The sequence below is a fragment of the Psychrobacillus sp. FSL K6-1464 genome, from assembly GCF_038003145.1.
Classification (GTDB): Bacteria; Bacillota; Bacilli; order Bacillales_A; family Planococcaceae; genus Psychrobacillus; species Psychrobacillus psychrotolerans.
Genome location: NZ_JBBOOP010000001.1, coordinates 3,613,769 through 3,628,106 on the forward strand (window position 1 = coordinate 3,613,769; position 14,338 = coordinate 3,628,106).

14 protein-coding genes and 1 other annotated feature are annotated in these 14,338 nt (G+C 38.7%); all 14 genes read right to left on the bottom strand.

Going from position 1 to position 14,338, the window contains the following annotated elements:
• Positions 1 to 53 precede the first annotated feature (53 nt).
• The 14 genes from rpoC to MKX39_RS18755 all read right to left on the bottom strand — a co-directional run bounded on the left by rpoC (position 54) and on the right by MKX39_RS18755 (position 14,335).
• On the bottom strand, positions 54 to 3,656 hold the full coding sequence (gene rpoC / locus MKX39_RS18690; protein ID WP_340764091.1) for a DNA-directed RNA polymerase subunit beta': 3,603 nt from the start codon (positions 3,654 to 3,656) through the stop codon (positions 54 to 56).
• Positions 3,657 to 3,794: 138 nt separating this feature from the next.
• Entirely contained in the window at positions 3,795 to 7,349 is a 3,555-nt protein-coding gene (gene rpoB, locus MKX39_RS18695) for a DNA-directed RNA polymerase subunit beta (RefSeq protein WP_093537873.1), read from the bottom strand.
• 219 nt (positions 7,350 to 7,568) lie between these two features.
• Positions 7,569 to 8,189 carry a class I SAM-dependent methyltransferase gene (locus MKX39_RS18700; protein ID WP_093537874.1) on the bottom strand — a complete coding sequence of 207 codons (621 nt, stop codon included), beginning with the start codon at positions 8,187 to 8,189 and terminating at the stop codon, positions 7,569 to 7,571.
• A gap of 77 nt (positions 8,190 to 8,266) precedes the next feature.
• Positions 8,267 to 8,629, bottom strand: coding sequence for a 50S ribosomal protein L7/L12 (gene rplL, locus MKX39_RS18705; protein WP_093537875.1), 363 nt, complete (start codon positions 8,627 to 8,629; stop codon positions 8,267 to 8,269).
• Positions 8,630 to 8,699: 70 nt separating this feature from the next.
• Positions 8,700 to 9,200 (bottom strand): 50S ribosomal protein L10, encoded by a 501-nt coding sequence (gene rplJ, locus MKX39_RS18710; protein ID WP_093537876.1) that lies wholly within the window; start codon positions 9,198 to 9,200, stop codon positions 8,700 to 8,702.
• A 32-nt stretch (positions 9,201 to 9,232) separates the two neighbouring features.
• Positions 9,233 to 9,376 (bottom strand) — a sequence feature (ribosomal protein L10 leader region).
• A gap of 42 nt (positions 9,377 to 9,418) precedes the next feature.
• A complete protein-coding gene (gene rplA / locus MKX39_RS18715) occupies positions 9,419 to 10,111 on the bottom strand; it encodes a 50S ribosomal protein L1 (protein WP_093537877.1) in 693 nt (230 codons plus the stop codon).
• Positions 10,112 to 10,239: 128 nt separating this feature from the next.
• Positions 10,240 to 10,665, bottom strand: coding sequence for a 50S ribosomal protein L11 (gene rplK / locus MKX39_RS18720; RefSeq protein ID WP_139176005.1), 426 nt, complete (start codon positions 10,663 to 10,665; stop codon positions 10,240 to 10,242).
• A 171-nt stretch (positions 10,666 to 10,836) separates the two neighbouring features.
• Positions 10,837 to 11,370: a transcription termination/antitermination protein NusG gene (gene nusG, locus MKX39_RS18725; RefSeq protein WP_093537878.1), complete on the bottom strand. Its 534-nt coding sequence runs from the start codon at positions 11,368 to 11,370 to the stop codon at positions 10,837 to 10,839.
• A 101-nt stretch (positions 11,371 to 11,471) separates the two neighbouring features.
• A complete protein-coding gene (gene secE, locus MKX39_RS18730; protein ID WP_093537879.1) occupies positions 11,472 to 11,657 on the bottom strand; it encodes a preprotein translocase subunit SecE in 186 nt (61 codons plus the stop codon).
• Between the two features lie 41 nt (positions 11,658 to 11,698).
• Entirely contained in the window at positions 11,699 to 11,899 is a 201-nt protein-coding gene (gene rpmG, locus MKX39_RS18735) for a 50S ribosomal protein L33 (RefSeq protein ID WP_411748183.1), read from the bottom strand.
• A 21-nt stretch (positions 11,900 to 11,920) separates the two neighbouring features.
• Complete coding sequence (gene sigH / locus MKX39_RS18740; RefSeq protein ID WP_407691716.1) at positions 11,921 to 12,562, bottom strand: RNA polymerase sporulation sigma factor SigH; 642 nt, start codon at positions 12,560 to 12,562, stop codon at positions 11,921 to 11,923.
• A 68-nt stretch (positions 12,563 to 12,630) separates the two neighbouring features.
• The gene (locus MKX39_RS18745) at positions 12,631 to 13,140 is read right to left on the bottom strand and encodes an NYN domain-containing protein (RefSeq protein WP_093537880.1); all 510 of its coding nucleotides are present in this window, start codon (positions 13,138 to 13,140) and stop codon (positions 12,631 to 12,633) included.
• A gap of 4 nt (positions 13,141 to 13,144) precedes the next feature.
• Positions 13,145 to 13,915: a 23S rRNA (guanosine(2251)-2'-O)-methyltransferase RlmB gene (rlmB, locus tag MKX39_RS18750; RefSeq protein ID WP_093537881.1), complete on the bottom strand. Its 771-nt coding sequence runs from the start codon at positions 13,913 to 13,915 to the stop codon at positions 13,145 to 13,147.
• Positions 13,916 to 14,335: a Mini-ribonuclease 3 gene (locus MKX39_RS18755; protein WP_093537882.1), complete on the bottom strand. Its 420-nt coding sequence runs from the start codon at positions 14,333 to 14,335 to the stop codon at positions 13,916 to 13,918.
• Positions 14,336 to 14,338: the final 3 nt, after the last annotated feature.

Consider the following 14,338-nt stretch of genomic DNA (forward strand, 5'->3'; position numbering starts at 1 on the left):
ATTATAAAATATTAGGGAGAAATAAAACTTCTTCTCCCTAACATTCAATTTTTTTACTCTGCGTTAACTAACTCTTTTCCAGAATCTGCTTCGTTGTCCGTGATTTTAATTTGGCGATAACGTTGCATACCTGTACCAGCTGGAACTAGTTTACCGATAATTACGTTTTCTTTCAAGCCTAATAATTCATCACGTTTCCCTTTAATCGCTGCGTCTGTTAAGACACGAGTCGTTTCTTGGAACGATGCTGCAGATAAGAATGATTCTGTTTCAAGTGAAGCTTTAGTAATACCAAGGATAACTGGACGACAAGTTGCAGGGATTTTACCTTGTAAAACTGCTTCTTTGTTCGCTTCAGCAAATTGATGGATATCTAGTAGTGATCCTGGAAGTAGGTCTGTTTCCCCAGCTTCAATCACACGTACTTTACGAAGCATTTGGCGTACCATAACTTCGATGTGTTTATCCCCGATTTCTACCCCTTGCATACGGTAAACTTTTTGTACTTCTTTTAATAAGTACTCTTGAACAGTTGAAACATCTTTAACTCTCAACAATTCTTTAGGATCTATAGAACCTTCTGTTAAAACTTGACCACGATGCATTGTATCGTTTAGTTGTACTTTTAAACGAGCATTGTATGGTGCCAAATATTTACGAGTTTCTACATTCCCTTGAATTGTAATTTCTTTTTGGCCTTCTCTAATTTCATCAATTTCAGTAACAGTTCCTGAGATTTCAGATATAACAGCTTGCCCTTTAGGATTACGTGCTTCAAAAATTTCTTGGATACGCGGAAGACCTTGAGTAATATCGTCTCCTGCAACCCCACCTGTATGGAATGTACGCATTGTTAACTGAGTACCTGGTTCACCAATTGATTGAGCTGCTATAATACCGACTGCTTCTCCTACTTCAACTGTGTCACCTGTAGCTAAGTTTAAGCCGTAACATTTTTTACAAACACCATGTTTTGTATTACAAGTAAATGCTGAGCGAATTGTTAACTCATTAATACCTGCTTCTTCAATAACACGAGCGACGTCTTGTGTGATTAACCCGTCTTTTTCTAGAATCAGTTCATTTGTAGTTGGATGGAAAATTGTTTTCTTCGTATGACGACCGACAATACGTTCGCCAAACTCTTCAATAACTTCCGTACCTTCCATAAGTGAACCAATTAATAATCCGCGGTCCGTTCCACAATCTTCTTCACGTACAATAACATCTTGTGCAACGTCTACTAGACGACGAGTTAAGTAACCTGAATCGGCAGTTTTAAGAGCTGTATCGGCAAGACCTTTACGAGCACCATGTGTAGAGATGAAGTATTCAAGTACTGTTAAACCTTCACGGAATGATGACTTGATCGGAAGTTCAATAATACGACCGGCCGGATTGGCCATAAGTCCACGCATACCTGCAAGTTGAGTAAAGTTAGATGCATTACCACGGGCACCTGAGTCACTCATCATGTAGATTGGGTTCATATGATCTAGTGTTTTCATCAGTCTATCTTGAATAACTTCTTTTGCTTTACTCCAATGTCCAATAACACTTGCATAACGCTCTTCTTCCGTGATTAGACCACGACGGAATTGCTTGATAACTTTATCTACTTTACTTTGTGCTTCTTCAAGAATTTCACCTTTGTCTGGAAGTACTACGATATCAGAAATACCAATTGTAATACCAGCTTTAGTAGAGTATTTAAATCCTAGGGCTTTCATGCGATCAAGCATTTTCGACGTTTCTGTAATATGGAAACGTTTAAATACTTCTGCGATGATATTTCCAAGAATTTTCTTCTTGAATGGCTCTACAAGTTCCATAGACTCGATATGCTTTTTAACATCTGTAATTGTTGGAACAAAATATTTCTCCGGAGTTTCAATTTGTAGATTGAAATCTGTCGGTTCATTAATGTATGGGAACGTTGCTGGAAGTATTTCATTGAAAATTACTTTACCTACAGTCGTTAACAATAGCATCTTGTTTTGTTCTTCTGTAAATGTTTGATTTTTTACAGATGCTGCTGATATTGCAATACGTGTATGCAAATGCACATGACCAGTATTATAAGCAATAAGCACTTCTTCTGGCCCGTAGAACGTTGTACCTTGGCCCATTGCACCTTTACGCTCAAGTGTTAAGTAATAGTTTCCTAAAACCATATCTTGAGATGGTGTAACAACTGGTTTACCATCTTTCGGGTTCAAAATGTTTTGTGCTGCTAGCATTAGTAAACGAGCTTCAGCTTGCGCTTCAGCAGATAAAGGTACGTGAACAGCCATTTGGTCACCATCAAAGTCAGCATTATATGCTGTACATACTAGAGGATGAAGGCGAATTGCGCGTCCTTCTACTAATGTTGGTTCAAAAGCTTGAATACCAAGACGGTGAAGAGTAGGGGCACGGTTAAGTAGCACCGGATGCTCTCTAATAACATCTTCTAATACATCCCATACTTCAGCATGCATACGTTCAATTTTACGTTTTGCACTCTTAATGTTGTGGGCTAAACCACGTTCAACAAGTTCTTTCATCACAAATGGTTTGAATAATTCAATCGCCATTTCTTTTGGAAGTCCACATTGATACATTTTCAAGTTTGGTCCTACTACGATAACCGAACGACCAGAGTAGTCAACACGTTTACCTAGTAGATTTTGACGGAAACGACCTTGCTTCCCTTTTAACATATGTGAAAGTGATTTTAATGGACGGTTACCTGGTCCAGTTACCGGACGGCCACGACGACCATTATCAATCAATGCATCTACAGCTTCTTGTAACATACGCTTCTCATTTTGAACAATAATATTAGGAGCGCCAAGATCTAATAGACGTTTTAAACGGTTATTACGGTTAATAACACGACGATATAAATCATTTAAATCTGATGTAGCAAAGCGTCCACCATCTAATTGAACCATCGGACGTAATTCTGGAGGAATTACTGGTAGAACATCTAAAATCATCCAGTCAGGTTTGTTTCCTGAGTTACGGAAAGATTCTACAACTTCTAAACGTTTAATCGCACGTGTACGACGTTGACCTTGAGCTGTTTTCAACTCTTCTTTTAAATGCTCTGTTTCACTTTCTAAATCAATTTCAGTAAGTAAACGCTTGATAGCTTCAGCACCCATTGCAGCTTGGAATTTAGTACCAAACTTATCGCGATATGCACGGTACTCTTTTTCTGAAAGCAATTGTTTCTTTTCAAGAGGCGTGTCTGCTGGTTCTATTACTACGTAAGAAGCAAAGTAAATTACTTCTTCTAGTGATCTTGGAGACATATCCAAAAGTAGACCCATACGACTTGGAATCCCTTTGAAATACCAAATATGTGACACAGGAGCAGCTAGTTCGATGTGACCCATACGCTCACGACGTACTTTTGAACGTGTTACTTCTACTCCACAACGATCACATACAACACCTTTATAACGAACGCGTTTATATTTTCCGCAATGACATTCCCAGTCTTTTGTAGGACCAAAAATACGTTCACAGAACAAACCGTCTTTTTCAGGTTTTAATGTACGATAGTTAATTGTTTCAGGTTTTTTTACTTCTCCATAAGACCATGAACGGATTTTATCAGGTGAAGCTAAACCAATTTTCATATACTCAAAATTATTAACGTCTATCAAGGAGCCTACCTCCCTTTAGTCTTGTGTCTTTTAAAAGACTTTTCCAAGTAGCTCTGCATTATGCAATTTTATACGGAAACACGGACAGGCATCACCTGTCCGGTTTTTATTATGCTATCTATGCGCAATTACGCTTTTTTATTCTACTGTACTAACTGGTTCCTCTTCTGTTGCAATCGGTAGTATACCAAGTGCATCAGCTGCTGGAATGTCATCATCTTCATCTAAATCGCGAAGCTCAATTTCTTCTTCGTCAATTGTAAGCATTTTAACATCCATACCTAGACTTTGTAGCTCTTTTATCAATACTTTGAATGATTCAGGAACTCCTGGTTCTGGTACACTCTCCCCTTTAACGATTGCTTCATATGTTTTCACACGTCCAACAACGTCATCGGATTTAACTGTTAAAATTTCTTGTAACGTATAAGCGGCACCATAAGCTTCTAGTGCCCATACTTCCATTTCACCGAAACGTTGTCCACCAAATTGCGCTTTTCCTCCTAGAGGTTGTTGCGTAACAAGTGAATAAGGTCCAGTAGAACGTGCATGTAACTTATCATCTACCATGTGGGCAAGTTTAATCATATACATAACCCCAACAGATACGCGGTTATCAAATGGTTCACCTGAGCGCCCGTCATACAGGATAGTTTTACCGTCACGATTAAGTCCAGCTTCTTCCATTGTGTTCCAAACGTCTTCTTCGTTAGCACCATCAAATACTGGTGATGCCATATGAACGCCAAGTAATTTAGAAGCCATACCTAAATGGAGTTCTAGTACTTGCCCGATGTTCATACGAGAAGGTACCCCAAGTGGATTTAACATGATATCTACTGGTGTGCCGTCTGGAAGGAATGGCATATCTTCTTCAGGAAGAATACGCGAGATAACACCTTTGTTACCATGACGTCCGGCCATTTTATCCCCAACGGAGATTTTACGTTTTTGAACGATATAAGCACGAACTAATTGGTTAACACCTGGAGATAACTCATCTCCATCTTCACGATTAAATACTTTTACATCTAATACAATCCCGCCAGCACCATGTGGAACACGTAGGGATGTATCTCTAACTTCACGAGCCTTTTCACCGAAAATTGCGTGTAGTAAACGTTCTTCAGCTGTTAGTTCTGTAACACCTTTAGGCGTTACTTTCCCAACAAGAATGTCTCCGTCACGAACTTCTGCACCAATACGGATAATTCCACGGTCGTCCAAGTTACGCAATGCGTCTTCACCGACATTTGGAATATCTCTCGTAATTTCTTCTGGCCCAAGCTTTGTATCACGTGATTCTGATTCATACTCTTCAATATGCACTGAAGTATATACATCATCTTTCACTAGACGTTCACTCATAATTACGGCATCTTCATAGTTGTATCCATCCCATGTCATGAAAGCTACTAGAACATTACGTCCTAAAGCAAGCTCTCCTTGTTCCATAGAAGGACCATCTGCAAGAATATCCAGAGGTTTAACACGATCACCAATTTTTACAATTGGACGTTGGTTTATAGATGTCCCGTGATTTGAACGCTCAAATTTATGAACTTTATAAGATGTTAAATCACCTTTAACTTCTTTGCCATCCACTTCTTCGATACGTCTAACACGAATTTCTTTTGCTTCTACGTGTTCAACAATACCATCGAATTTTGCAATAACTGCAGCACCTGAGTCACGAGCGTTTACATGTTCCATACCAGTTCCAACAAATGGAGCTTCTGGGTTTAATAATGGAACAGCTTGACGCTGCATGTTCGCTCCCATAAGAGCACGGTTGGAGTCATCGTTTTCCAAGAACGGAATACATGCTGTCGCAGCAGAAACAACTTGTTTCGGCGAAACGTCCATGTAGTCAATTTGTTCTTTTCTAAATACGGTGTTATCTCCACGGAAACGACCTACTACTTCTTCTTTAAGGAATGCTCCTTCTTCAGATAATGGAGAGTTTGCTTGTGCTACCACATAGTTATCCTCTTCATCCGCAGTTAAATAGTCGATTCGTGATGTAACTAAGCCGGTCTCAGGATCAACACGGCGATATGGTGTTTCTATAAATCCAAATTTATTTACTTTCGCAAAACTGGAAAGTGAGTTTATAAGTCCAATGTTTGGTCCCTCAGGCGTTTCAATTGGACACATACGACCATAGTGAGAGTAATGTACGTCACGTACTTCAAATCCTGCACGCTCACGTGTTAAACCACCGGGTCCAAGCGCCGATAGACGACGTTTATGCGTCAACTCAGCTAGCGGGTTTGTTTGATCCATAAACTGAGATAATTGCGAGCTACCAAAGAATTCTTTAATAGATGCAATAACTGGACGTATATTGATTAGTTGTTGTGGGACGATAGATTGTGTGTCGTTAATAGACATACGCTCACGTACTACACGTTCCATACGTGAAAGACCAATACGGAACTGATTTTGTAGTAACTCGCCTACAGAACGTAAACGACGGTTACCTAGATGATCAATATCATCCGTGTTCCCAACGTTAAATAACAGGTTAAAGAAGTAACCAATTGATGAAACAATGTCAGCTGGCGTAATATTTTTCACTTCTGTTTCTACATAAGCGTTACTTATTACGTTAACTTCTTTTTGTTCTTCATCATTCGGCGCATAAATTTTAATCGATTGGATTGTAATATCATCCTCTAAGACACCACCTACTTGAGATAATGTTTTAAAGCCAATACCATTTTCAAGATGAGGAATTAGGCGATCTAGTACACGACGATCAATTAATGTACCCGCTTCTACTAAAATCTCTCCTGTTTCCGGATCCACTAGCGTTTCCGCTATTGTTTGGTTAAACAAGCGATTTTTAATATGCAATTTTTTATTCATTTTGTAACGACCAACGTTCGCTAAATCATAGCGTTTTGGGTCAAAGAAGCGAGAGTATAGTAAGCTCTTTGCACTTTCCACAGTTGGTGGTTCACCAGGACGTAGACGCTCATAGATTTCCAATAACGCTTTTTCAGGCGTTTCTGTATTATCTTTTTCTAGCGTGTTACGTAAATATTCGTTGTCACCAATTAAATCGATAATCTCTTGATCTGTTCCAAAGCCTAAAGCGCGAAGTAAAACAGTAACTGGTAATTTACGTGTACGATCAATACGAACGTATACTACATCTTTTGCATCAATTTCGTATTCTAACCAAGCACCACGGTTAGGTATTACTGTTGATCCAAAACCTTTTTTACCATTTTTGTCTGTTTTATCATGGAAGTAAACACTTGGTGAGCGGACTAACTGAGATACGATTACGCGCTCAGCTCCGTTAATAACGAAAGTTCCAGTTTCAGTCATTAGTGGGAAATCACCCATAAAGACATCTTGTTCTTTCACTTCGTCCGTTTCTTTGTTGTGGAGACGTACTTTTACGCGAAGTGGTGCTGCGTATGTTGCGTCACGTTCTTTGGATTCGTCGACCGAATACTTCGGTTCATTTAAACTATAGTCGACAAATTCAAGTGATAGATTGCCTGTAAAGTCCTCGATTGGTGAAATATCCTTAAACATTTCACGTAAACCTTCCTCAAGGAACCATTCATAAGATGCCGTCTGAATTTCAATTAGATTCGGAAGTTCTAGCACCTCACTAATACGCGCAAAACTTCTGCGCTGGCGGTGTTGTCCGTATTGAACTAGTTGACCTGTCAACTCATTCACCCCTCAATTAAAGCGATATTAGGTCTTTTCGATATGAACATTTTGGTGTATGATATCGAAAGACAAAAAGAAAACGAGTTCTTAACAAGAGCTCATTTTCGATTAACCAAACTTTTTCTCGGCCAGTATACCCATTTGTATGACTTCTCATTCAAAAGGGCCAAAAGGGCATACGTCCTCAAAATAATAATTTTGCATTTTCTTATAATATCATAGCGATTTTGTCAAGTCAATCTTTGTAGCTTTGATAATCCAATAACCTCTAGCCTTATCAACAAGGTCTACTTGACCAAAAATCTCTTCTAAATAACTAAAAGTTGATGGTGCCCCTTGTTTCTTTTGAATCACAATCCACAATTCTCCCTTTGAAACTAACTTTTCATAAGATTCATTATAGAAACGAAAAATAGTTTCTTTCCCAGCGCGAATCGGTGGATTAGTTATAATAGCCGCAAAGTTCGCAGTGTCAACCGCTGACAATCCATCACTTTCATAGATTCGTACATTTTGTATCCCGTTAGCAGCAGCATTTTTTTCTGCAAGTTGGATTGCACGTGTGTTAACATCTACCAAATGAACTGTTCTTCTCTCATTTGCTTTTGCAATAGAAAGACCTATCGGGCCATATCCACAACCTATATCTAAAATTGGACCTTCTAGATCTGGAGCTTCAAAAGCATCGATTAATACACGGGAGCCAAAATCTACTTCGCTCTTACTAAATACACCTGCATCTGTTTCAAATCGAAAATTATGCCCAAGCAATGTGAAATTCCAATGGCGTGGTTTGCTTTCCGTTTGAGGTTTCCTAGAGTAATAATGATCAGACACCAAATCACCCTCCATAATACATACGAAGAAAAGCCCGTCGTTTGCAGACGAGCTTTTTTCTTCGAACTGTACAAAAATTACTTAACTTCTACGCCTGCGCCAACTTCTTCAAGTTGTGTTTTGAAAGCTTCTGCTTCGTCTTTAGAAATGCCTTCTTTAAGTGCTTTAGGAGCATTGTCAACTAATTCTTTAGCTTCTTTTAATCCTAAACCAGTGATTTCACGAACCACTTTGATTACTTTAATTTTTTGATCTCCAGCAGATGTAAGAAGTACATCAAACTCAGTTTTTTCTTCAGCAGCAGCAGCTCCGCCACCAGCAGCCATTGCCATTGGAGCAGCAGCAGTAACACCGAATTCTTCTTCAATTGCTTTTACTAAGTCGTTTAATTCAAGAACTGTCATTGATTTGATAGCTTCTAAGATTTGTTCGTTATTCATTTTATTTTCCTCCTATTATAGGTAATTTTAGGCTGTAAGCCCTTTTGTAGTTATTAAGCCGCGTAATAAATTATGCGCCTTGTTCTTCTTTTTGTTCTGCAACAGCTTTTGTTGCAAGCGCAAAGTTGCGCATTGGAGCTTGAAGTACTGAAAGAAGCATAGAAAGTAGTCCTTCGCGTGATGGAAGTTCTGCTAATGCTTTCACATCTTCAGCAGATGCTACAGTTCCTTCGATAATCCCAACTTTAATTTCAAGTTGTTCATTCTTTTTAGCAAAATCATTAATGATTTTAGCTGGCGCAATTACGTCATCGTTAGAAAATGCTACTGCGTTTGGACCAACAAGACTTTCGTTAATCCCATCAACTCCAGCAATTTCAGTTGCACGGCGTGTAAGTGAGTTTTTGTAAACTTTGAATTCCACACCTGCTTCACGAAGTTGTTTACGTAATTCTGTTACTTGTGACACGTTCAAACCGCGGTAGTCAACAACTACTACGGAAGCAGCAGCTTTAAACTTCTCTGCAATTTCTTGAACTTTTACTTTTTTCGTTTCGATTGCTTTGTTCATCTTGGCACCTCCTATAAGAATTGGCCATTTATACCGACAAAAGAAAAGCCTCTGTTCTACGAATAGACACAGAGGCAGAAAGTCATCATCTAAAAAGAATCTGAATTTACTTGTCCTCGGTAGGAAATTAAGCGATTTATCGCCCCTACTGTCTTCGGTACAAACGTATATTTAACAACAAAAGTCATCTTAACAGATAATCTTTTGAACGTCAACTATTATTTGATTGATTGAGCGTCAACTTTTACAGCTGGTCCCATAGTAGTCGTGATATTCACAGACTTCATATAAACACCTTTAGATGCTGCTGGCTTAGCTTTTTGAACTACTTCAAATACAGCTAAGAAGTTTTCTACTAATTTATCGTCTTCAAAAGAAACTTTACCGATAGGAGCGTGAATAATCCCTGCTTTGTCAGCACGGTATTCTACTTTACCAGCTTTAATCTCTTCGATAGCTTTAGTTACATCAAATGTAACTGTACCAGTTTTAGGGTTTGGCATTAAACCTTTTGGTCCAAGTACACGACCGATTTTACCAACTTCACCCATCATGTCAGGTGTAGCAACGATTACATCGAAGTCAAACCATCCTTGTTGGATTTTGTTAATATACTCAGTATCGCCTACATAGTCTGCTCCAGCAGCTTCTGCTTCTTTAAGCTTTTCGCCTTTAGCGAATACTAATACACGTTGAGTTTTACCAGTTCCGTTTGGAAGTACTACTGCTCCACGGATTTGTTGGTCATTTTTACGAGTATCGATTCCTAAACGAAAAGCAACTTCTACAGTTGCATCAAAGTTAACTGTGCTTGTTTTTTTCGCAAGCTCAACAGCTTCTTTAGCTGAATATAATTTTGAAGCTTCTACTAATTTAACTGCTTCTTGTAATTTTTTACCTTTGTTAGCCATTATAAATGTCCTCCTTGATAGTGGTTTTAGCGGAATAAACCTCCCACGTGTAAAGGTTGTAGTTATCCTTTATGAACAACTACAACCTCCCAAAAAACAATGCGTCATATCAAAATGCACATCAAGTATTAGTCTTCGATCGTAATACCCATGCTACGTGCAGTACCTTCAACCATTAACATAGCTGCTTCAACAGATGCTGCGTTTAAATCTGGCATTTTTTGTTCTGCAATTTCGCGAACTTTTTCACGTTTCACTGTCGCCACTTTTACGCGGTTTGGTTCACCTGATCCAGATTGAATACCTGCTGCTACTTTAAGTAACACTGCTGCCGGCGGAGTTTTTGTAATGAAAGTAAATGAACGATCTTCAAATACAGAAATTTCAACCGGAATGATTAGACCTGCTTGATCAGCAGTACGTGCGTTGAACTCCTTACAGAATCCCATGATGTTAACACCTGCTTGACCCAATGCTGGACCAACCGGCGGTGCTGGATTTGCTTTACCAGCAGGAATTTGTAATTTAACAACTTTAATCACTTTTTTAGCCACGAGACACACCTCCTTAAGTCCGTGATGTGGTAATTGGGTTGCCCCTCCCACTCAAATATCTGTCTCTCAGCTCTGCGCTGATAACATTAGAAAAATTAATACAGACTTATTTTCAGTCTGACCTTTGAAATGATATCATTCTTTTCCACCTTTAGCAAGTGGAAACGGAAATTATATTTTAATAACTTGTTCGAAGTCTAGTTCCATATTAGTTTCGCGACCAAACATGTCTACAGACACAGTTACTTTGCCTTTATCTAGATCAATCACTTCTACCTTACCTTGGAAGTGCGCAAACGGTCCTTCTAATACTTCTACCAATTCTCCAACCGTGAAGTCTACTTCTACTACGCGATCAGCGTCACCCATTTGTTTCAACATAGATTGAACTTCTTCAGGAGCTAAAGGTGTTGGTTTTGTTCCGCCACCTGATGAACCAAGGAACCCAGTTACACCCGGCGTATTTCTAACTACATACCAAGCATCATCTGTCATTATAAGTTCTACAAAAACATATCCAGGAAACGTTTTTCTTACAACTACACGCTTTTTACCATCTTTAAAGTCTGTTTCTTCTTGTTCAGGGATATATACTCGGAATATCTTATCCGACATACCCATTGTTTCTACTCGTTTTTCTAAGTTCGCTTTTACTTTGTTTTCATAACCAGAGTACGTATGAACCACATACCAATTTTTTTCCATAGTGTCAGGACTGATCGTCCGTCCCCTCCTTTTCTCAAGACAAATGAAAAAACCCGTTCGTTTAGTAGACGGGCTATTTTCAAATATTTACATACTAGTTATTATAACGCTAAATACCAACGGAACAATTCAGAGATACCTAAGTCTACCACAGCAAAAAATACAGCCGCCGCTACTACTGTAGCAAGCACAATAACAGTGTATTTAGAAAGCTCTTTACGTTTAGGCCAACTTACTTTTCTCATTTCACTCATTACATTTTTGAAAAACCCACCAACATTAGCCATTTAGCTAAACCCCCACACAAAAAATCTATCTTATTTTCTATTCATAACGTTTGTTTGTGAAGCGTATGCGCATTGCAATGTGCACAATACTTTTTCCGTTCAACTCGGATTACATTTTCTTTAGATAAAGGAATCGTATAATTACGATTGCCACATTGGATACAGCTTAAGACAGTCTTTTTTGCCATATTATCACCTTTTTTAAGCATATAAGTCTTTTTCAAGATTATCATCTTACACATACCATGTCAACAAAATACCAATTAAGCGTAATTACTATCAATCTCCATATAACGTTCTAGTTTACGCTTCACTCGTTGTAATGCATTGTCAATCGACTTAACATGACGATTCAATTCTTCAGAAATTTCTTGATAAGATTGACCGTCCAAGTATAAAGTAAGTACTTGTTGTTCTAATTCACTAAGTATTTCTGCCATCTTGCCTTCCATATAATCGAAGTCTTCTCGATTAATGATTAATTCCTCCGGATCATCTACAACTGAACCAGCAATCATATCCATCAATGTTCGATCAGATTCCTCATCATAAATAGGCTTATCCAATGATACATAAGAATTTAGCGGAATATGTTTTTGTCGAGTGGCTGTCTTAATAGCAGTTATTATTTGTCGGGTGATACATAGTTCGGCAAATGCCCGAAAAGAAGCAAGTTTCTCCTCTTTAAAATCTCGGATTGCCTTATACAACCCAATCATACCTTCCTGGAGGATATCTTCTTTATCGGCCCCTATTAAAAAGTATGACCTTCCCTTCATGCGGACGAAGGAACGATATTTTGTTATTAAAAAGTCTAGCGCTTCAGTGTTTCCTTGATGTACCATCTCTACAAGCTCTTCATCTAGTAAACTATCTAATTGTAGATTCTGCTCTGTCTTTTCCAATGAAGTCACCTCAGCTAACAAGAATATTATTCCAAGTATACAGGAAGGAAATTTATAGCGTCAATGAATCATTTCATTCCTCTTCGCCATTTTTCGAAAATTTCCGCAACTTCTGCTGTTAATGGGATATTAGAAGCGGGTTTGTCATCCTGAATAGTTTTCACTTTTTTTGTTATTTTGGAGGAAATCGACAACATCTCAATTTCTAATTCTCTAGCTGACTTTCTAAGGGCCCCTTGGCCAAATATGACCCTTTGCTCAGTCAGATCAGATGTAGCTACGTAAATCTGGACTCTTCTACCACTCAATTCTTTCGTTAACTTTTCAATACGCTCATCTGCAATTTCGTTTTTTCTCGTATAAATAACTTCTACGTTATATTGCTTCTTTTTATTTTCAATACCAGGCACCAAGTGTGCGTCAAAAACTACAATGACTCGGGTACCTGTATATGCTTTGTATTCTGCCATTAGCTCGATCAAGCGGTCTCTAGCTTCTAGTAATTTCACTTCTTTTAACTTTCTTAACTCGCTCCATGCGCCGATGATATTATATCCATCGACAAGTAAAATTTGCATCTTGTTATCCTTTTAAGGGATTTCTGACGCGCCATATTTCGTATAACAACACAGAGGTCGCTACCGAAGCATTAAGACTCGTCACATGACCGACCATTGGCAAATAGTAAAGAAAATCGCACTTTTCTTTTAACAGTCGACTCATACCTTTACCTTCACTACCAATAATGAGTGCCAAGGGTAGGGTCGCATCCATATTTCGATAATCAGTAGACTTTGCCGCATCAGTGCCCGCAATCCAAACCCCACGCTCTTTTAGTTCATCTACCGTTTGTGCCAAATTAACCGCTCGGTAAACTGGAATATGCTCAATAGCTCCTGTAGACGCTTTTGCAACTACCGCTGTAAGTCCAACCGCTCTTCTTTTCGGAATAATAATTCCGTGGGCTCCAACAGCATCTGCCGTCCGCATGATAGAACCAAGATTATGAGGATCTTCAATTTCATCTAAAATAATAAAAAGAGGATCCTCTTGTTTGCTAGCTGCTAGGTCAAACAAATCATCTAATTCCGCATAACGGTATGCGGCAACTGAAGCAACTATTCCCTGGTGATTTGCATCTGTTAAGTTATCCAGCTTTTTTTTAGGTACGAACTGTACAATTATTCCAGCATCTCTTGCTAATTGAATAATTTCTGTTACCCCACTTTTTTGAATGCCTTCTGCAAGCCAAACTTTGTTCATATCTCTACCTGCTCGAAGTGCTTCTACTACAGGATTTTTCCCTGCAATAAGTTCTCCAGTTTGTTCACTTTGATCGTTTATCTCTGTCATTTATTTTTTCGCCCCTTTCTGTTCATCTATAAAGTTAATAGAGAAATCCAGTACTTCTTGCAAACGTTCTGTTTGTCCACTCAAGTATAGACTACCGATTACTGCTTCAAACGCTGTACTGTGATGATAAGTAATAACATCTGTATTTTTAGGAACTGAACCAGACTTTGCATTACGACCTCTTCGTAGGACAGCTTGTTCATCTTCCGATAAAAAGTCCTTTTCCATCATTTCTCTTACTAACGTTGCTTGCGCTTTAGCTGACACATATCTAGTAGCTTCTTTGTGCAAGATATTCGGTCTGACTCGTCCAGAAAGGATGAGGTGTTCTCGAACGACTTGTTCGAAAACAGCATCACCCATATAGGCAAGTGCTAAGGAATTTAGTTGTTTTACATCGGATGGTTTTAAATTTTCCACCAG